This is a genomic window from Mesorhizobium sp. B2-3-2 (assembly GCF_006442295.1).
Lineage (GTDB): Bacteria > Pseudomonadota > Alphaproteobacteria > Rhizobiales > Rhizobiaceae > Mesorhizobium.
On record NZ_VFWA01000004.1, the window covers coordinates 497,001 to 515,197 of the forward strand.

Sequence of the window (18,197 nt, forward strand, 5' to 3'; positions counted from 1 at the left end):
CGGACCGGTAGCCGACACTCAGACGTTGCGCAAGAAGACAAGCGCCATTATGCCGGGGGAAGGAGAGACACGGGTTGGGCGACTTGGCGGAACCGATCGTCGATCATGAAACCGAAAAGCTGGACATGGCGACGAGATCCCGTGGCGTGAACCGTCGTGCTCTCAAACGCTGGGTCCGGCGCGGTATCGTCGTGGCTGCCGTGCTGGCGCTTATCCCTACGGTGCTGACGTTCCTCTATCTGCCGTCTTTCGTGCATCCGGTGTCGACGCTGATGCTGAAGGACCTTGCCACCTTCTCCGGCTATGACCGCCGCTGGGTTTCGATCGACGACGTGGCACCGGTGCTGGCCAATTCGGTGATCATGTCGGAGGACGGACAGTTCTGTTTCCATCGCGGCGTCGATCTCGGCGAATTGCGGGGTGTCGTCGACGACGCGCTGGCCGGCGAGGGGACGCGCGGCGCTTCGACCATCACCATGCAGACGGTGAAGAACCTGTTTTTGTGGTCCCGTCCGCTGGGCACGGTTCGTAAAGTCGTCGAGTTGCCGCTGGCCGTGTACTTCGACGCGGTGATGTCGAAACGGCGCATCATGGAAATCTACCTCAACATCGCCGAGTGGGGGCCGGGCATTTACGGCATCGAGGCGGCGGCGCGGCACCATTTCGGCGTTTCGGCAAAACAGCTGTCGCGCCGGCAGGCCGCGCTGCTTGCCGTCAGCTTGCCAAATCCGATCGCCCGCAACCCGGCCAAGCCCGGGCCAGGGCTGAGGAGGCTGGCCAACCTGATCGAGCGGCGCGCCGGTCGATCCGGCGCTTATGTCGGCTGCCTCCAGTAGCCGACATAAAAAAATTCGCGGGCAGCGCTGGCCAAAACGGCACCGGGCGTGTATAGGCACCCGACTTTCTCAGATTCCGGCCCCTGACACGGCCCTTTCACGAGGGCGGGCGGGGCTTTTGACCATGTAGTGGAGCATATCCATGGCCGTTCCGAAACGAAAAACCTCTCCGTCCAAGCGCGGCATGCGCCGCTCGGCAGACGCCCTCAAGGCCCCGACTTATGTCGAGGACAAGAACTCCGGCGAAATGCGCCGCCCGCACCATATCGACCTGAAGACCGGCATGTATCGCGGCCGCCAGGTGCTGACGCCCAAGGAAAGCTGAGACCAGCTTTCCTGATGTTTGAGCTAAAAAGACCGGCCGCTGGCCGGTCTTTTTGCGTCTGTCGGGTCCGACGACCGACAGCGTAGCTGCGTCTCCAGGCCTTGATCTCCGATCGGCCCGGACGCCGCCTCATCGTGCATCCTCGAGGCATGGCCGATTAGTGCCGGACATCGCCATCGACATCGGTCGGCACGACTTTTCCCAATAATCGAACCGTGAGCCCGATGCCCGGCGCCGCCGGAGGCAGCGTCGCTCGGTGTTTTTCGCAATCTGTGGGATTGCCATAGACGGTTTCTTATGTAATTTTTGAATTTATAGTCGGAAATCGACACAGATTGGGAATTCGATGTGGGATTTCGTCAGCACAAGTGATCTCGACGATACCGAGCAGGCCGTGCTTTCCCAACTCAAGGTCGATGGGCGGATGTCGAGCGTGGATATCGCCAAGCGCATTGGCGTCACCGAAGCGACGGTGCGGCGGAAAATGGCCCGTGTGCTCGAGGACCCCGATATCTGCATCCAGGCGGTCGTGCGCCCTTTGCGCAGCGATGTCGGCATTGCGGCCATTGTCGGGCTCGACGTCGACCGCGAGCACATCATCAGCGTTGCTCGAAAACTATCGGAATACTCGTTCGTCGACAGCGTCTACGCCATGACCGGGCCGTTCGACATCATCATCCAGCTCACTTTGCCATCCACGACCAGCCTGCACGATTTCCTCGTCAGTGAACTGGCCAACGTTCCCGGGATCAAGGATTCCGAGAGCTACATGATCGGTCGCGTCTTCAAGCATAGCGGCCGGGCTTACCAGCACAGCAAAACCGAAGAAAAAAGAGGGTAACAATGGGTGAGTTTCTTTCCGCTTCGCGCCGCCGCGTTCTGGCCCTTCTTGCCGCCGCGCCGCTCCTCCTGCCGTTCGCTACCGCCGCCCATGCCGATGGGCTGGTCGACCAAATCAAGCAGCGCGGCACCATCCTCGTCGGAACCGAGGCCGCGTTCGAGCCGTTCGAATTCGTCCGCGACGGCCAGATCGTTGGCTATAACAAGGACATTCTCGACTATGTGGTCAGCCAGCTCGGCGTGAAGCTCGACCAGCTCAACCTGCCTTTCCAAGGCTTGCTGCCGGGGCTGCTGGCCAAGAAGTTCGACCTGATGGCGACCTCGACCGGCATCAACGCCGAGCGGGCGGCGAAATACGCCTACACGCGGCCGACCGGTTCGTTCGAGAACGTCATCGTCGTGCGCGTCGACGAGGAGCGCATCAAGAAGCCGGAGGACATCAACGGCATGGTGGTGGCCACGCAACTCGCCTCCTCCGTGCAGCCCATCATCGAGGCCTATGACAAGGAGCTCAAGGATAAGGGCGGCAAGGGTGTCGGCGAGCTGAAGTTGTTCACCTCCTTTCCCGAGACCCATGTCGCTCTGGCCTCCGGCCAGGTCGACGCCATCGTCATCGCCTCGCCTTCGGCGGCCGTTCTGATGAAGAACGTTCCCGACACCTACAAGGTCGTCGGCTCGATCGGCGAATTCTCCTATCTGTCCTGGGTGGTGCGGCCGGAGGACAAGGATCTGCGCGCCTTCATCAACGCCAAGATCGGCGAGCTGAAAGACAGCGGCAAGCTGAAGGAGCTTCAGCTCAAATGGTTCGGGTTCGAGATGAAGACGCCCGACGAGGGCTATCTGCCGCCTGGCGCGCTCTAAGCCCGCCGACCAGGCGCCCCTGCGCTGCCGGACCGGCGGTTCCAGTCATTGGACGCGCCGGTCTCGGATGGGCCGGACGTTCAGGGATCATTCGAGCTGAAAAATGTTCCATTTTTCAAAGACGCTGACCTTCCTGCCGGAATTCCTGGCCGGCGCCAGCATCACGCTGGGTGTCTCGGCGCTGGGGTTTCTGGTGGGCACATTGATCGGCTTCGGCCTGCTCGCATGTGGCAGGTCGCGCTGGCGCGTGATCCGCTGGATCGGCGCGCTCTACACCAGCTTCATCCGAGGCACGCCGCTGATCGTGCAGATCTTTATGGTCTACTACGTGCTGCCGGGCCTCGTCGGCATCGACCTGCCGCCGCTCCTGGCCGGCGTGCTGGCGCTCAGCTTCAACAGCGCGGCCTTCGTCGCCGAAATCCTGCGCGCCGGGCTGACGCGCATTCCCGCCGGCCAGTACGAGGCGGCCAAGGCGCTCGGGCTGAAGCCTGCCGTGACCTGGTTCAAGGTCATCCTGCCGCAGCTCTTCCGCGCCATTATCCCGCCGATGGTCAACGAGTTCACCATGCTGGTGAAGGCATCCTCGATCCTGTCGGTGATCGCGGTGGTGGAACTGACCCGCACCGCGCAGAACATCATGAACGTGACCTACCGGCCGGTCGAGGCCTTCTGCATCGCGGCGGTGCTGTATTTCGTCGTGCTGCTCTCATGCAGCCTGCTGACCAGGCATCTGGAATTCAAGGCGCGAGGCGCACGCGCATGAGCTTCGATTTTTCCGTCATAGCGGACAACTGGCACATACTCGCCAAGGGCTTCGGCAACACGGTGCTGATGTGCGCTGTCGCACTGCCGTTCGGCTTCGCGCTCGGCACCGTGCTGGCGCTGATCCGGCTGCGCGGCGGACGGGTGCCGGCGGCAATCGTTTCCGCCTATGTCGAAATATTCCGCAACATTCCGTTCCTGATCCAGATCTTCCTTTTGTTCTACGCCTTGCCGATGTTCGGTGTCAGGCTCTCCCCGGTGGTTGTTTCGATCGGCGCGCTGTCAGCCTATGCCAGCGCCTATTCCGCCGAGATCATCAGGGGCGCGATCCAGTCGATTTCGTACGGCCAAGTCGAGGCCGGCTACGCGCTGGGGCTGCGCTACCTGACCATTTTCCGCAAGATCCTGGTTCCGCAGGTGCTCGGCTACATCCTGCCCGCGGCCACCAATCTCACCATCACGCTGATCAAGGAATCGGCGATCCTGTCGGCGATCACCGTGCCGGAACTCACCTACATGGCCCAGAACATCATTGGCCGCACCTTCTCGCCGGTGGAGATCTTCACCGCCATCGCATTGCTGTACTGGGGGCTGACGGCCCTCGTGGCAGCGATCTCGCGCAGCCTGGAGCATAGGCTGCAGCCCCATCTCGCAGCCCGCCGTGGCGCCTGATCCAAAAAGCTTTCAACGCAGAGGAGTCCCCATGTCCAAGCTCACCATCGCGCCGCGCGACGTCTTCCAGACATTCATGAACTTTCCGCTGGTCGAGGATCTCGGCACGCTGAAGGCCGATGTCGCCATCATCGGCATGCCCTATGGCGATCCCTACACGATCGACGAGCTGATCAACGACCAGACCAATGCGCCGACCGCGGTTCGGCGCGCCTCGCAGCGGATCAGCCAGGCGCTCGACCGCTATGATTTCGACATTGGTGGGCCAGTCTTCGACGGCAAGGACATCAAGGTGGTAGACGTCGGCGACGTTCCCGGCGCGGCGGCCGATCATGTCGGGCACTACGGCAGAGCCGAAGCGGCGATCCGCAAGATCCGCGCCGCGGGCGCATTGCCGATCACCATCGGCGGCGACCACGGCATTCCGATCCCGATCTTCCGGGCGCTCGATGGCGAGGGTCCGATCACGCTGGTTCAGCTCGACGCCCATCTCGACTGGCGTGACAACGTCAACGGGGTCAAGGAGGGCTATTCCAGCACCATCCGGCGGGCCTCGGAAATGGCGCATATCAAGGATATCTTTCAGGTCGGCGTCCGTGGCCAGGGCAGCGCGCGCACCGAGGAGGTCGAGGCCGCCCGCGCTTATGGCGCCAACATCATCACCACCAATGAATGGCAGGACATCGGCACCGCGGCGCTCCTGAAGCGAATTCCCGACGGCGGCCGCTACTATCTCACCATCGATGCCGACGGCCTCGACCCGGCGGTGATGCCGGCGGTCGAGGGGCCACAGCCGGGCGGCGTCAGCTACCGGCAGACGATTGAACTCATCAAGGGGCTGGTCGGCAAAGGAAGGCTGGTCGGCATGGATATCGTCGAGATCGCGCCGGCGCGCGACGTCAACGAGATCACCTCGATGACGGCCGGCCATATCATCCTCAACGTCATCGGCGCGGCCGTGCGCGCCGGCTACTTCAAGCGCTGATCGCGAGCGGGGTGCGCGTTCACGCATCCCGCGGCTCGATTTCAGAGATGTCGGCCGGACAACCGGCTGACATCGTTGTTGCATCCGGTCTTCTAGCGTGTTCGGGGCGTGCTGCGAAAATTCTTGACGGCGTGCCGCTGGCGCACTCTACAAAAGAGGTGCCCCCAAATGGAGACGCCAGATGTTCGGTGCCGTCCCGCTGCTGATCGTGCCTTTTGTTCTCTACAATCTCGGGCTGCTCGGAATATTCGGCAGCGGTGACGATCCGTGGACGAGCGAGGTCTTTTCCGTCGGCATGATGTCGGGCGGGGTGTTCTCGATGACGCTCGGCGACCTAATTGTGCTGATCGGGCTCATCTTCCTCTTCGTCGAGATCGTGAAATCGGCGCGCACCACGAATTCCTCGATCATGGACCATCTGTTATCGACGCTGGTCTTCGTGGCCTTCCTGATCGAGTTCCTGCTGGTCAAGGGCGCCGCGCACTCGGTCTTCTTCACGCTGATGATCATCGCGCTATTCGATGTGCTCGCCGGCTTCTCGGTGTCCATGCGGTCGGCGAGCAGGGATATCAACCTGAATTAACCTCAGCCCGGATCGGCGGTGAAGCCGGCGGCCTCGATGCCGGCGATGGCCGCGGCTTCGTCATTGTCCGAGCTGTCGCCGGAAATACCGACGGCGCCTATGATGCTGCCTGCCTTGTCGCGGATCAGCACGCCGCCCACCACCGGCAACACGCGTCCGCCCGAGACATCGGAGATGCCTGTCATGAGATGCGGACGCTCCTTGGCGAAGGCCTCGACGCGGCGCGAGCCCATGCCGATGGCGAGCGCGCCATAGGCCTTACCGGCGGACATTTGCGGGCGCAGGAACGAGGCGCCGTCCTGGCGGTGGAAGGCGACGAGATGGCCGCCGGCGTCGAGCACCGAGACGCCGAGCGGCCTGAGCTTGAGCTCCGCGCCCTTGGTGAAGGCGGCATCGATGATCTCGAGGGCTTTGTCGAGCGGCAGTGCGGTCATGGCGATCTCCTATTGAACGGACAATCATCGGCAGCCAGCCGGACGAGACAATCCAGGTTCCGGTTGAAATTGCTTCGCGCTGGAAAGCGGGTGAAGGCGCCACTTGGATCGCGCTGACGCCGCGATCCCAATGCGATCAACGGCCAACGGCTCAGGGCCGGCAACGAAGCGACCGGGGAGCGGCGTGCTACTTTTTCTTGGCGCGGGCGGGCTTCTTGGCGGGCACTGCCGGCGCGTTGGCAAGGTCTTCGGCTTCCTTGGCCAGCCGCAGCGCCCGCAGCTTGTCGGTCTTGACCTTGCGAGCATCGCTCTCGGCGACATACTCGGCCATCGCCTTCTGTCGGACCGTGGCCGCTTCTTCCTGCTTCTTGAAGCGCAGATCGGCGCGCGCGCGGGCAGTATCCCTAGAGTTCTCAACCAAGAGTCTGTTCCAATCTCGTGACGTGATTTTCGGCCTCTTGTAGCAGAGCCGGCCACTCAACGGGGAAAATAGTTGGTCAAGCGGCCGTGTCGGTGCTGAGAGCCTTGCTGGCGACAACGGCCTCATAGGCGGCCTGCAGGGTCGCGCGTACAGAAGGGCCGGACGCTGGATCGAGAGGCGTGCCGAGATGCTCATGGCGCAACTCGTCCATGAATTTCTCCCAGAGCGGTGGTCCGCCCTTCTCCAGAAGCTCGGCGCGGATCGACAATTCCTCGCTGACCGGCAGCCAGACGCGGCCCCAGGCGCCGAGATGGGCCAGGATCGGCACCAGCGTGATCGCCATTTCGGTCAGGCTGTAGATCGCCTTCTGCTTGTGCGAGGGATCGTCGGCCTTGGTCAGCATGCCCAGATCCATCAGCCGCTTCAGCCGGTCGGCCAGTATGTTGGAGGCAATGCCTTCCATCGATCCGTTGAGCAATTCGCGAAAATGGCGCCTGCCGCCAAAAATCATGTCGCGAAGGATGATCAGGCTCCAGCGGTCGCCGAACACTTCCAGCGAGAGATTGATCGGGCAACCCGAGCGGCGATCGATGTTCATTCGATGTCTCCAAAACCGGTTGCATTATCGTATCGGTTTTATTATGATGCAACCGATTGCAAAATGCAAGCAGATGAGGAGGCCACGCGATGACGAAGACCGGACGCCCCGATATCATATCCGAAGCCTTTGGCGACCCCGCCGACCCCGCTCTGTTGCTGATCATGGGAGCGATGGCCTCGATGCTGTGGTGGCCGGAGGCGCTTTGCCGGAAGCTCGCCGGCGCCGGACTGTTCGTGCTCCGCTACGACAATCGCGATACCGGCCGATCGACCAAATACCCGCCTGGGGAGCCACCCTACACATTCGACGACATCGCCGACGATGCGATCGGCGTTCTCGACAGCCACGGCCTCGCCAAGGCGCATATCGCCGGCATGTCGGGCGGCATGATCGCGCAGCTTGTGGCACTCAAGCATCCATCCCGCGTCGCGTCGCTGACCGTGATCAGCAGCTCGCCCCTGGGAGTGGACACCTCGAACCTGCCGCAGACCAGCGATGCCTATATCGAACATTCGGCTGAAGGCGCGCACATCGACTGGTCGGATCGCCGCCAGGTCATCGACTTCATGATCAAAGATACCAGGGCGATCGCCAGCACAGCGCATCCCTTCGACGAGGGCCGCATGAGAGCCTTCATCGAGCGGGACTATGATCGCTCCGGCGGCTTGCTCAGCGCGACCAATCATTTCCTGCTCAAAGGCGATAGCGACCGATGGAGGGGCCGGCTGCATGAGATGAAGGCGCCGCTGCTGGTCATCCATGGTACGGCCGATCCCCTCTTTCCGGTCGAGCATGGCGAAGCGCTGGCCAGGGCGGTCGCCGGCGCGAAACTCCTCCGGGTTGAGGGCGGTGGCCACGAACTGCATCTGGAGGATTGGGATGTGATCGTCGCCGGCATCGTCGCTCATATCCGGCCGATTGGCACTCAAAGCGCGGTCCTGACGCCACAAGTTTGGGCAATAGTTAAGTGAACATTTCAGTACTAGGCGACGTGAACCCCGAGACAGGTGAGCAAAAATGTCCCTGACGCTTCACTACCATCCGCTGGCCTCGTTCTGCTGGAAGCCGCTGATCGCGCTCTACGAGAACGGCACGCCGTTCGCGTCCGTCATCGTCGACCTCGGCGACCAGCAGTCGCGCGCGGCCTTCCTGGAGATAGCGCCTTCGGGCAAGATGCCTGCCTTGCGCGACGATACGCGCGATCGCACCGTGCTGGAATCGACCATCGTCATCGAGTATCTGGCCGTGCACTATCCCGGGCCGGTCGAACTCGTCCCGGCCGACATCGACCTCGCCATCGCGGCTCGCCAGGCCGATCGCTTCTACGATCTCTATGTCCAGGAACCGATGCAGAAGATCGTCGGCGACCGGCTGCGCCCGGAAGGCAGGACCGATCCGTTCGGCGTCGAACAGGCGCGCGACCAGTTGCGCAATTCCTACGCGATCATCGAACAGGAGATGGCGTCGAGGAGCTGGGCTGTGGGTGATGCCTTCACCATGGCTGATTGCGCGGCATCCCCGGCTCTGTTCTACGCCAACAAGGTCGAGCCGTTCGGCGACAAATATCCTGCCGTGAAGCGCTATCATGACCGGCTGTTGCAGCGGCCGGCCTTCATCAGGGTGATCGAGGAGGCGCAGCCCTATTTCAAGCTCTTCCCGTATAATGATGGCTGATCGTGGTGCTTGATCGGGCGTTTGAACAGGAATGATCAATCCTGCCAGAATTGGTCGAGCCAGATGTTAAGTTTCAGGAAGCCGGCATTGCTCACCGTATAGACGCGCCGCGTGCCTTCGGCCTTGGCGTGGACAAGGCCGGCATCGAGCAACACCTTCAGATGCTGCGATACCGCCGGGCGTGAGACCGGCAGCCCGGCTGCCAGTTGATTGACGGTTTTCGGGCCGCGTCGAAGTTCTTCCAGGAGATGGCGCCGGTTGGGGTCGGCGATCGCCACGAACGCGTCGGAAAGCATCATGCCTCATTTGTGGGGCAAAGTTCTTCGAATCTCAACCGTTTGCTTCTGCTTTTCTTCTTGGGTCGAGCCGCAATGCTTCCGGCGTCACCGAACGGTCGGCGGGCTGCGTCTTGAAGGCATCGCGGTCCTCGATCGGTACCGGCGCACGGCGGCTGATGCGCAGCAGCGTGTAGCCTGCCAGAGAAAGATGCGCGAACGCGGTCGCAAGGAACAGGCCCTCGGGGCGCATCCAGCCCATCAGGGCGGCCGCCAGCAAAGGGCCGATCATGGTGCCGAAGCCGTAGAGCAGCAGGAGGCCGCCCGAAACCTTGACGAAGTCCTCGGCACTTGCGTGATCGTTGGCATGCGCCACGGCGATCGAATAGAGCGTATAGGCGAAGGCACCGTAGGCGGCGGTGAAGACGATGACGAAGACGCCGGAGCGCGGCTCGAACAGGAAGATCAAGAGCGCGAACAGCGCCGCGCCGAAAGCGGCACCCGCCAGCACGAAGCGCCGGTCGGTCTTGTCGGAGAAACGCCCGGCCGGAAGCTGCATGGCGGCGCCCGCCACCACCACCAGGCTCATCATCAAGGCGATCTCGGCGGTGGAGATGCCGATGCGGGCGCCGTAGACGGCGCCAAGCGTGCCCCATGCGCCGTTGGCGATGCCGATGAGGACGCAAGCGATGGCCGAGACCGGCGAGTTGGCGTAGAGCCCCTTGACGTCGAGCTTGACGTCCTGGAGCGGCTTGGGGTGCGAGGCGGTCGATACCGCGGTCGGGATCAGCGACAGGCAGAACAGGATGCCGGTGATCATGAACAGCGAGGCCGATTTCACGTCGCCGCCGGCCACGATCATCTGCCCGCCCATGATCGAGGCATAGGTGACCATCATGTAGAGGCCGAAGACGGTGCCGCGATTCTCGTTGGTGGCCTTCTCGTTCAGCCAGCTTTCGATGACCATGAAGGCGCCGGCCATGGTGAAGCCGGTGAAGGCGCGCAGCAGGATCCAGACATATTCGTCGATGACCAGTCCGGTGAGCAGCGCAACGATGGCGCCGGACGCGGCGAAGGCGCCGAAGGCGCGCACGTGGCCGGCACGGCGCACGATGCGTGGCGCAAAGAAGCAGCCGGTGACGAAGCCGCCGGCCCAGGCCGTGCCCATCAGGCCGAGAGATGCGGTGGAGAAGCCTTCCACCTGGCCGCGCAGGGGCAACAGCAGGCCGTGCAATCCCGACGCTGCCAAAAGGAAGGCGGTGCCGCGAAGCAGCGAAAGGATCGGTCTGTAGGCTGCGAGCATTTTTTGATCCGGCTGAAATCGAGGAAAGACGCAGAGTCTGAAGACAGTCGCATTCGGGCTTTTCGGCGGCGGATCTTTCCGGCTTTATCCGCGGCGGAACAGCGCCTCGGCCGCGGATTTGGTACTGTCCTTCGACTTGAGTTCAGCCTCCAGCCGGGCGATCTCGTCGCGCAGGATGCCGATCCGTTCCGACAACTCGCCGACGGAGAGCAGCGACAGGTCCTGGCCGATCTCGTGCGGACGCGCCTTCTTCTTGGGTTCGTCGTCGAAGATCGCCATTTGTGCTCCTCCTCCGCCATACCGATTGGCCATTTGCCTGATTTGCCAATGAGCATACATAGGACAGGGGCGTCGATGCAAACAGCCGGTAAGAATGCGGCGAGGAAAGACGGGAGATTTCATGGCGAGCGGATATAAAATTCCGGCAAGGATGACGGCCATCGCGATCTCGGAGCCGGGTGGGCCCAGGGTGCTCAAACCGGAGACGCGCGATGTGCCTGTGCCCGGTCCCGGCGAGATATTGATCAAGGTGCGCGCCGCCGGCGTCAACAGGCCCGACGTGCAGCAGCGCAAGGGCGCCTATCCGCCGCCGCCCGGCGCGTCGGACCTGCCGGGCCTGGAGGCGTCGGGCGAAGTGGCCGCGCTGGGCGACGAGATCTCTCGCTGGCGTCTTGGCGAGCGCGTCTGCGCGCTCACCCCCGGCGGCGGCTATGCCGAATATGTCAAGGTTCATGCCGGCAGCGTGCTGCCGCTGCCGGCCGGTTTCACCCACACGGAAGCGGCGGCCGTGCCGGAAAACTATTTCACCGTCTGGCACAATGTGTTCGAGCGCGGCGGCTTGAAGAAAGGCGAAACGCTGCTGGTCCATGGCGGCTCTTCGGGTATCGGCACGACGGCGATCCAGCTTGCATCTGCCTTCGGCGCCCATGTTATCACCACGGCCGGCAACAAGGAGAAATGCGATGCCTGCCTGAAGCTCGGCGCCGACCGGGCGATCAACTACCGCGAGGAGGATTTCGTCGCGGCGGTCAAGGAAGTGACGGACGGCAAGGGTGCCGACGTCATCCTCGACATGGTCGGCGGCGACTATGTGGCGCGCAACTACGAGGCCGCGGCGATCGAGGGCCGGATCGTCCAGATCGCCCTGCAAGGCGGCGCGGTGGCGAGCGCCGATTTCTCGAAAATCATGGTCAAGCGGCTTGTTCATACCGGTTCGACACTGAGGCCGCGCACCGTTGAGTTCAAGGCGGCGCTGGCAGCCGCGCTCGAAGCGCAGGTGTGGCCGTTGCTCGGCACGCGCCGGATCGCGCCCGTAATGGACATGATCTTCCCGCTCGCCGATGCCTGGCGGGCGCATGAGCGTATGGAGGAAGGCGATCATATCGGCAAGATCGTGCTCGACGTCGGCTGACGCCAACATTGCCGATGCCGGCCGGCGGAGGCGGGCTCATACCCGCGATCCCGGTCCCTGCCTGTAAGCTGAACAAAAGCTTAATGGTGCAATGCAGCATTTGCATCATTGCTATGCAAAATCAGCCATTCAAGTGCCGCTCGATGATGACTATTTGAGCATCATCGAAACGAACACCCCATTTGGAGGACTGACATGAACCCGATCCGCGCTTTCCGTAACTGGCGCATGTACAACGAGACCGTGCGCGAACTGAACCGCCTCAATGCGCGCCAGCTCAGCGATCTCGGTATCAATCGCGCCGACATCGAAAAGATCGCCCGCCAGGCGATCTGACTTCAAGAACCGCCCTGCCGCCATGCAGGGTCGCAAAGCAGAGCCGCCGCAGACGCTTGCTCGTCGCCGGTTCCGAACCCGCCGGACCTTGTCCGGCGGGTTTTGTCTTTCTGGATCCCATATTCGCGGCGCCATTTGCGTGCCGGTCCTGATCGATCCGCCCCCGGTGTGGCTGCCAGATCGACGCGCGTTCCCAAAAACGCATTCCCAAAAACGTTGCGGAAGCGCCGCAGAGCGGTTATATAACCCTCGAATTTCCCATTTTGGTGGCTCTAAACCACCGCCCGCGCGGGAACGCGGGCGAACGAGAAGGATTTTTTAAATGGCCAACACCCTGCTGATGCCCAAGGCGACCGCCGTCTGGCTGGTCGACAACACCGCGCTTTCCTTCGAGCAGATAGCACAATTCTGCGGGCTGCATCCGCTCGAGGTCAAGGCGATCGCCGACGGCGAATCGGCGCAAGGCATCAAGGGCATGGATCCGATCATGACCGGCCAGCTTACCCGCGACGAGATCGCGCGTGCCGAGAAGGATCCGAACCAGCGGCTGAAGCTCTCGGACCCCAAGGTGCGGGTGCCGGAATCCAAGCGCAAGGGGCCGCGCTATACCCCGCTGTCGAAGCGTCAGGACCGGCCGAACGCCATTCTCTGGCTGGTGCGCAACCATCCCGAATTGAAGGACGCGCAGATCTCGCGTCTGGTCGGCACCACCAAGTCCACGATCGAGCAGATCCGCGAGCGCAAACACTGGAACTCCGCCAACCTGCAGCCGATGGACCCGGTGACGCTCGGTCTCGCCTCGCAGATCGATCTTGACATGGAAGTCAACCGCGCATCGCGTGGTCGCGAGCAGGCACAGCCGGTCGGCGACACATTGCTGCCGGCGGCGCTGACCGAGCGCCTGGTTCCGGCTCCCGAAAAGCCGAAGGACGAGGATGCCGAACTCGACGCCAACGCCGTGTTCGCCAAGCTCTCGGCTCTGAAGTCGAAGGACAAGGATAACGACGACGAGGAGTAGAATTCTCGTGAATTCGATGGAAAAGCCCGCTTCGAGCGGGCTTTTCCATGTGGTCGGGAGATGTCAGCTTCGCGCCGCGCGCTCCGGCGCCATGCCGTAATCCTCGCTGCGTTCCACCGCCCGGTAAAAATCGGCGAGCTGCTTGCCGCGCTCCGGCTTGAAGACGCGGCCTGCGATGACCACGGAGGCGATGCGATCGATGCGGAAGGCGCGGAAATCGTCGCGCATCTCGCACCAGGCGACCAGCGTCCAGACCTTGCCCCAGAACCAAAGGCCCAAGGGCCTGATGTCGCGGGCGGTGCCGCGGCCAGCTTCGTCCGAATAGTCGATGGTCAGCACCTGGCGCTTCTCGATGGCGCGCTCGATCAGGTCGATCGCCTCGCGCGCGGCGTCGCTCACCACCCACATCGGCGTGTGGATCTCGGTGCGGGCGATGCGGTCCTTTTCGGCATCGGGCAGCACCGCGCCGATCTTGACCAAAGCCTCATCGGCGGCCCGGGCCATGGCCGCACCGCCAAAGGCACGCACCATGCGGGCGCCGGCGACCAGCGCCACGATCTCGTCACGCGTGAACATCAGCGGTGGAAGGTCGAAACCCTCCCTCATCATGTAGCCGACGCCCGCTTCCCCGTCGATCGGCACTCCGGTCGACTGCAGGTCGGCTATGTCGCGATAGATGGTTCGCTCGGAAACCTCGAGCCATGTGCCAAGCTTCTGCGCGGTGACCAGACGGCCACCGCGCAAATGCTGCACGATCTGGAAGAGCCTGTCGGCGCGTCGCATCGTATGGTCCCTCGATGTTGTTCCTATGCATGTCGCCCAAAACCGGTTCCCACTTTTGGACTGCATGCATCGTGTTCTTGCGCATGCCTTTATTCCGAAATCGTAGAACACTCGGCGGCATGCATCATGGTTTCAGGCCTTCGCACTTGCGCTGCGCGGCCACAAATTCCGCGCCGAAGGACAATTTCCTCGTTGTCGGCGTCATTGGCATCGAGCTCGCGCCAGAAGGGCGCGACATCGCTCAGCGTCATGCCGCGCCCGAGATCCTCAATGGCTGCTTCGGCAACGGTACGCCGATAATAGCCCATCGCGACCGGGCATGTCACTTCGGCGCCACGTTCAAAAGCAAGCGCCGTGCGCAGCGCGCGAACGTCCATCTCGACGCCTTTGGGAATAGAGGGGATGAATTCGTCGACCTGTCGCGCCGTCGGCATCAGGATCGTCCGGTCTTCGGCTCCATCTTCCACCGTGCGCGGGGCCGGTTTGATGCCGTTGACCCCCGGCGTGTTCAATCTGTCGGTCCAGCTCTTCATCGCTCGTCCTGTTCACCGCTCGTATCTATGGCATGGCGCTCCTGACACCATTCTGTCAGGAGCGTTCAGCATACTCGCTGGCGAATAGCGTCCGCATCTCGGCAAGTTCGCCGTTTCGTTCAGGATAGAGCGTCTTCAGGAAGGCCAGCGCGAAGGTGCCGGGCGCCGAACCTGGCGCGGAAACGATCTTGCCGTCGGACACGGCATGCGGCACGTCCTGATAATTATGATTGCCGGCATAGCCGGCAATGTGGCGATTGATCCAGTCACGGCCATTGCTGGTATGCCTCGCCTTCTCGAACATGCCGGCTCGGGCCAGCGCCAGCGTTCCGGCGCAGATACCGCCGACGACACCATCCCGCATCGCAACATCCCTGAGCAATTCCGCGACCTCGGGCGGCGCCTCGCCCGCCCATCGGTCGGAGCCAATGACGGCGATTGCATCGAGATCGGCATTTTCATCGGCGCCGGCCGAGCGGTCGGGCGTCAGCCGGAAACCGCTGATCCCGCTCACCGGTCCGCCGTCCGGCGTCAGCGAAACCGCGCGGGCGCCGAACCATTCGACCGCCGAGGCGGCCAGCAGGCCATATTCCCAGTCGGCGAAGCCTTGGATGAACAAAAAGCCGATCGTCTTTTGCTCAGGCATGCGTTTGCTCCATTCCCAGATGCGCAGCCCCCGGCGACAAGCTGCACTCGTTCAGTTCGCCTTCGCCGGGAATCGCGTTACTTGCTTGCCTGGGCTTGCTATCTGGCTGCGGCAATCCCGGCCTCCAAGCCTTGCCAGAAAAAATCGCCTCAATTGTCGCGGATATGAAGACCATCATACATGTCCGGCCAGCCGATATCCTTGCGGACGTCCGCCGGCAATGCATTCAGGAACCGCCTGGTGCGGATCTCATTGCGCATCGTGCGCACCTTGCCGACATAGTGCTTCATGTTATGCAGAATGGTGAACCCGTTCATGGCTATCCTCCTCTTGCTTCGATGAGCCACTATCGCACACCCCTCCTGACAGCAGTCTGTCAGGAGGATGTCAGCCCGCCGAAGTGATGGCCGATCAGCGCCGGCATGACCCGGTTCGGCCCTTGCGAGAGGCTTTGACAGCGGGTTCCGATGCTGGTCAAAGGCGGCATGTCGAAACTCCTCGCCCTCGTCATCCTTGGCATCATGATCATCCAGTTGATCAAGCCGCTCGGCTGGCCGGGGCTGAAACGGCGCGGCGACTTCTGGAAGCTGGCGCTCCTGGCCATGGCGGCCATTTCGATAACGGCCGTGCTTGGACATTGGACGTAGCGCAGTTCCAGGAAGGTGTCTGGCGGCTTTCCGCCCGGAATGCGTAAGATGTCGGCCGGTACGCAGCCGGCGGCAATCACTCTTCGATCACGCAGCCGACGAGGTGCTCGGCCCAGGCCCGGTAACCGGCTTCCGAAGCATGAAATCCGTCCGAGGCGAAGCCGGCTTCGGGATTGGCGATCGGCAAGCGCGGCGCCGGCACCGCACCGCGTTCGAGGCAAAGACGTTTGCCCATCCGGTTCATCTCACCGGCGCGAATTTCCAGGATCCTGCCGAGCAGTGACGGCATTGCCGGCGCTTGCGTGAACTCCAGCACAGGAGACCACACCACGCGGGCCTCGGGCCACTTGGCGCGCAGCGCGTAGAGCAGGCCGCCGAACGCCTTCTTGAAACGGGACACGGAGTGGAAATTCTTGGTATCGTTGGTGCCAATGGCGAGCACGATATGCGTCCACGGATCCGCCGAGAGATTGGGCAGGACGTGGTCGCGGATCTGCCCAGAGGTCGCCGAATTGAACCCGGCGGCGCGCCAGCGCACGGCGCGGCCGGTGCGCTGCGAGATCAGGGCGGCCAGCTGCGCGGCCAGGCCATTCTCGGATTTTTCGATGCCGACCGAGGCGGCGGAGGAATCGCCCAGCACCAGCAGCCAGACCGCCGGCTGCCCGCCGGCGATCTCATGCATGACCGGGCCTTGCGCGGGCAGCATGCGCGAGGTGCGTCGGCGCACGCCAAGCCCCTGCCAGACATAGACAGGGAAGGCGAGCCAGGTGAGGAGAGCCGGAAAGCGTCGCATCGAGCAGCATTTAACGCATGTTGCGCCGGAGGTGAACGATCCTTGCACCGGCGCCTTACGCCTTCAAGCGTTCAATGTTCGAGGGGATCGCTGAATGCCCTAAGCCCTGTCCGCTTGCGACCTGTTTCCATACTGGTCGTGCAGCCGCACCCAGTCCATCAAGGTTCTGTAAGGGCCGGTCTCGTCGCGCCCTTTCGGCGCAAGGTCGAGATATTGATAGGCGCCGATCAGTTGTTCGCTGCCGCGGGCGCGCGACATGAAGGTCAGGAAGATATCGCCGGTCTCGTCCCGGTAGAACACGGTGGTGCCCGGCAATTCTTTCGATTTCAGAACGGGCGTCTCGAAATTGTAGATCGCTTCACCCGATGCGATCTGCTTGTCGGTGAACGACACCTGCATGTCGAAGTTGAAGTCCGAGGCATAGGATGAGACCCAGTCGAATTTCCAACCCATGCGCTCTCGGTAGGGCAGCAGTTCGGCGAGCGGCGCGCGTGACACCGCGACAAGTGATACGTCATGATGTCTCAGATGCTGGTTGGCGCCGTCGATGTGGTCGGCGACGAACGCACAGCCTTCGCAATGATGGGTCGAGCCGGGACCGAACACGAAATGATAGACGATCAGCTGGCTGCGGCCGGCGAACAGTTCGGCCAGGCATCTTGGACCCTGCTCGGTTTCGAAGACGTAGTCCTTTCTCACCTTCAGCCAGGGCAATTCGCGCCGTTCCGCCGCGATGCGCTCGCGAAATCGCGTCAATTCCTTCTCGCGCGCCAGATGCGTTTTGTGCGCCCGGAACCAATCCTCGCGTGAAACGACCTTGTTGCGATGCATGAACCTCTCCCTGGCTTCATCCCAAGGACGTTCGGGACGGGCGTGAGCCGACATCGCGCCGGCTGCGCTGGAGAGAAATAGGGATGGAGGCGCTTTATCCCAAGTCCGGCGGAGCGCAGCAAAACCCGGGCGCATGGCCCGGGTCCGATAGAGACGGAAAACCGTGGTCAGGCAGCCTGCTCCAGGCTCGGCCTCCATTGTCCAAGCGCCGCCAGATGGTTCATGTGGGCGCGGTGGGTGAAGGCGGCCTGGCCCGCGGCAACGTTGGATGCCTTGCCGCTCCAGGCCTTCTGCGGGGCAGCCTGCAGGGCGCGGCCATAGGAGAAGGTCAGCTTCCACGGATGCGGGCCAATGGCGTTGATGGCGTTGAGGTTGGCGGTCGCTTCCTCGTCCTCCTGGCCGCCGGAGAGGAAGGCGATGCCCGGCACCGCCGCCGGCACGGCCTCGCGGAACAGTTTTATGGTCTTTTGCGCGACCTCTTCAGGACTGCTCACCTTGCCCGACTTCCTGCCGGCCAGCACCATATTGGGTTTCAGGATCGTGCCTTCGAGCACGACGCGGGCCGCATAGAGTTCGTCGTAGAGCTTCGTCAGCGTCGCCCTCGAGATTTCATAGCATGTGTCGATG

The 18,197-nt window shown here is 62.7% G+C and carries 27 protein-coding genes; 14 read left to right on the plus strand and 13 right to left on the minus strand.

What is annotated here, in order from left to right; all coding sequences use genetic code 11:
- The first annotated feature begins 74 nt into the window (after window positions 1-74).
- From FJ964_RS14040 to FJ964_RS14075, 8 genes are all read left to right on the plus strand, one after another.
- The gene (locus FJ964_RS14040) at window positions 75-836 is read left to right on the plus strand and encodes a transglycosylase domain-containing protein (RefSeq protein ID WP_140550912.1); all 762 of its coding nucleotides are present in this window, start codon (window positions 75-77) and stop codon (window positions 834-836) included.
- A gap of 142 nt (window positions 837-978) precedes the next feature.
- Window positions 979-1,161 (plus strand): 50S ribosomal protein L32, encoded by a 183-nt coding sequence (gene rpmF, locus FJ964_RS14045; RefSeq protein WP_008834724.1) that lies wholly within the window; start codon window positions 979-981, stop codon window positions 1,159-1,161.
- A gap of 346 nt (window positions 1,162-1,507) precedes the next feature.
- On the plus strand, window positions 1,508-2,002 hold the full coding sequence (locus tag FJ964_RS14050; RefSeq protein WP_140500504.1) for an Lrp/AsnC family transcriptional regulator: 495 nt from the start codon (window positions 1,508-1,510) through the stop codon (window positions 2,000-2,002).
- Between the two features lie 2 nt (window positions 2,003-2,004).
- Complete coding sequence (locus tag FJ964_RS14055) at window positions 2,005-2,862, plus strand: transporter substrate-binding domain-containing protein (protein ID WP_140550913.1); 858 nt, start codon at window positions 2,005-2,007, stop codon at window positions 2,860-2,862.
- Between the two features lie 103 nt (window positions 2,863-2,965).
- Entirely contained in the window at window positions 2,966-3,625 is a 660-nt protein-coding gene (locus FJ964_RS14060) for an amino acid ABC transporter permease (RefSeq protein WP_140550914.1), read from the plus strand.
- Window positions 3,622-4,296, plus strand: a complete 675-nt coding sequence (locus FJ964_RS14065) for an amino acid ABC transporter permease (protein WP_181172456.1) — start codon at window positions 3,622-3,624, stop codon at window positions 4,294-4,296. Before FJ964_RS14060 ends, FJ964_RS14065 begins: the two co-directional genes overlap by 4 nt.
- Before the next feature lie 76 nt (window positions 4,297-4,372).
- Entirely contained in the window at window positions 4,373-5,281 is a 909-nt protein-coding gene (locus tag FJ964_RS14070; RefSeq protein ID WP_224713223.1) for an agmatinase, read from the plus strand.
- 181 nt (window positions 5,282-5,462) lie between these two features.
- Window positions 5,463-5,864, plus strand: a complete 402-nt coding sequence (locus FJ964_RS14075) for a hypothetical protein (RefSeq protein WP_140550917.1) — start codon at window positions 5,463-5,465, stop codon at window positions 5,862-5,864.
- Window positions 5,865-5,866: 2 nt separating this feature from the next.
- Here the strand turns inward: FJ964_RS14075 and FJ964_RS14080 are convergent, their stop codons facing one another.
- The 3 genes from FJ964_RS14080 to FJ964_RS14090 form a co-directional block, all read right to left on the minus strand.
- Complete coding sequence (locus FJ964_RS14080; RefSeq protein ID WP_140550918.1) at window positions 5,867-6,298, minus strand: heme-binding protein; 432 nt, start codon at window positions 6,296-6,298, stop codon at window positions 5,867-5,869.
- A 187-nt stretch (window positions 6,299-6,485) separates the two neighbouring features.
- Window positions 6,486-6,719, minus strand: a complete 234-nt coding sequence (locus tag FJ964_RS14085) for a hypothetical protein (RefSeq protein ID WP_140500515.1) — start codon at window positions 6,717-6,719, stop codon at window positions 6,486-6,488.
- Window positions 6,720-6,795: 76 nt separating this feature from the next.
- Window positions 6,796-7,317: a helix-turn-helix domain-containing protein gene (locus tag FJ964_RS14090; protein WP_140550919.1), complete on the minus strand. Its 522-nt coding sequence runs from the start codon at window positions 7,315-7,317 to the stop codon at window positions 6,796-6,798.
- Between the two features lie 89 nt (window positions 7,318-7,406).
- On the opposite strand from FJ964_RS14090, the gene FJ964_RS14095 reads away from it, so the two are divergent.
- Window positions 7,407-8,291 (plus strand): alpha/beta hydrolase, encoded by an 885-nt coding sequence (locus tag FJ964_RS14095; protein ID WP_140550920.1) that lies wholly within the window; start codon window positions 7,407-7,409, stop codon window positions 8,289-8,291.
- 46 nt (window positions 8,292-8,337) lie between these two features.
- Window positions 8,338-8,994, plus strand: coding sequence for a glutathione S-transferase family protein (locus FJ964_RS14100; RefSeq protein WP_140550921.1), 657 nt, complete (start codon window positions 8,338-8,340; stop codon window positions 8,992-8,994).
- A 35-nt stretch (window positions 8,995-9,029) separates the two neighbouring features.
- On the opposite strand, the gene FJ964_RS14105 is transcribed toward FJ964_RS14100, so the two are convergent.
- The 3 genes from FJ964_RS14105 to FJ964_RS14115 all read right to left on the minus strand — a co-directional run bounded on the left by FJ964_RS14105 (window position 9,030) and on the right by FJ964_RS14115 (window position 10,851).
- Window positions 9,030-9,293, minus strand: coding sequence for a metalloregulator ArsR/SmtB family transcription factor (locus tag FJ964_RS14105; protein ID WP_140550922.1), 264 nt, complete (start codon window positions 9,291-9,293; stop codon window positions 9,030-9,032).
- Window positions 9,294-9,324: 31 nt separating this feature from the next.
- A complete protein-coding gene (locus tag FJ964_RS14110) occupies window positions 9,325-10,572 on the minus strand; it encodes an MFS transporter (RefSeq protein ID WP_140500523.1) in 1,248 nt (415 codons plus the stop codon).
- An 84-nt stretch (window positions 10,573-10,656) separates the two neighbouring features.
- Window positions 10,657-10,851 (minus strand): DUF1192 domain-containing protein, encoded by a 195-nt coding sequence (locus FJ964_RS14115; RefSeq protein WP_140500525.1) that lies wholly within the window; start codon window positions 10,849-10,851, stop codon window positions 10,657-10,659.
- Between the two features lie 121 nt (window positions 10,852-10,972).
- Between FJ964_RS14115 and FJ964_RS14120 the strand changes: the two genes are divergently transcribed.
- The 3 genes from FJ964_RS14120 to FJ964_RS14130 all read left to right on the plus strand — a co-directional run bounded on the left by FJ964_RS14120 (window position 10,973) and on the right by FJ964_RS14130 (window position 13,337).
- Window positions 10,973-11,983 carry an NAD(P)H-quinone oxidoreductase gene (locus FJ964_RS14120; RefSeq protein WP_140550923.1) on the plus strand — a complete coding sequence of 337 codons (1,011 nt, stop codon included), beginning with the start codon at window positions 10,973-10,975 and terminating at the stop codon, window positions 11,981-11,983.
- A gap of 195 nt (window positions 11,984-12,178) precedes the next feature.
- The gene (locus FJ964_RS14125) at window positions 12,179-12,319 is read left to right on the plus strand and encodes a DUF1127 domain-containing protein (RefSeq protein ID WP_140500528.1); all 141 of its coding nucleotides are present in this window, start codon (window positions 12,179-12,181) and stop codon (window positions 12,317-12,319) included.
- A 322-nt stretch (window positions 12,320-12,641) separates the two neighbouring features.
- Window positions 12,642-13,337, plus strand: a complete 696-nt coding sequence (locus FJ964_RS14130; protein ID WP_140550924.1) for a DUF1013 domain-containing protein — start codon at window positions 12,642-12,644, stop codon at window positions 13,335-13,337.
- 63 nt (window positions 13,338-13,400) lie between these two features.
- Here FJ964_RS14130 and FJ964_RS14135 read toward each other — a convergent pair whose 3' ends face one another.
- From FJ964_RS14135 to FJ964_RS14150, 4 genes are all read right to left on the minus strand, one after another.
- Complete coding sequence (locus tag FJ964_RS14135; protein ID WP_140550925.1) at window positions 13,401-14,120, minus strand: YafY family protein; 720 nt, start codon at window positions 14,118-14,120, stop codon at window positions 13,401-13,403.
- Between the two features lie 89 nt (window positions 14,121-14,209).
- Window positions 14,210-14,653, minus strand: coding sequence for a hypothetical protein (locus FJ964_RS14140; RefSeq protein ID WP_224713206.1), 444 nt, complete (start codon window positions 14,651-14,653; stop codon window positions 14,210-14,212).
- A 55-nt stretch (window positions 14,654-14,708) separates the two neighbouring features.
- The gene (locus tag FJ964_RS14145) at window positions 14,709-15,299 is read right to left on the minus strand and encodes a DJ-1/PfpI family protein (protein WP_140550926.1); all 591 of its coding nucleotides are present in this window, start codon (window positions 15,297-15,299) and stop codon (window positions 14,709-14,711) included.
- A gap of 149 nt (window positions 15,300-15,448) precedes the next feature.
- Window positions 15,449-15,616 carry a hypothetical protein gene (locus FJ964_RS14150; RefSeq protein ID WP_140550927.1) on the minus strand — a complete coding sequence of 56 codons (168 nt, stop codon included), beginning with the start codon at window positions 15,614-15,616 and terminating at the stop codon, window positions 15,449-15,451.
- Window positions 15,617-15,784: 168 nt separating this feature from the next.
- Here FJ964_RS14150 and FJ964_RS14155 point away from each other — a divergent pair, with 168 nt between their 5' ends.
- Window positions 15,785-15,946 (plus strand): hypothetical protein, encoded by a 162-nt coding sequence (locus FJ964_RS14155; RefSeq protein WP_140550928.1) that lies wholly within the window; start codon window positions 15,785-15,787, stop codon window positions 15,944-15,946.
- Window positions 15,947-16,022: 76 nt separating this feature from the next.
- On the opposite strand, the gene FJ964_RS14160 is transcribed toward FJ964_RS14155, so the two are convergent.
- The 3 genes from FJ964_RS14160 to FJ964_RS14170 form a co-directional block, all read right to left on the minus strand.
- Window positions 16,023-16,739 carry an SGNH/GDSL hydrolase family protein gene (locus FJ964_RS14160; RefSeq protein ID WP_140550929.1) on the minus strand — a complete coding sequence of 239 codons (717 nt, stop codon included), beginning with the start codon at window positions 16,737-16,739 and terminating at the stop codon, window positions 16,023-16,025.
- A gap of 99 nt (window positions 16,740-16,838) precedes the next feature.
- Window positions 16,839-17,570 carry a thioredoxin family protein gene (locus FJ964_RS14165; RefSeq protein WP_140550930.1) on the minus strand — a complete coding sequence of 244 codons (732 nt, stop codon included), beginning with the start codon at window positions 17,568-17,570 and terminating at the stop codon, window positions 16,839-16,841.
- Between the two features lie 167 nt (window positions 17,571-17,737).
- The coding region (locus FJ964_RS14170) for a class I fructose-bisphosphate aldolase (RefSeq protein WP_140550931.1) at window positions 17,738-18,197 on the minus strand (460 nt) is incomplete at its 5' end.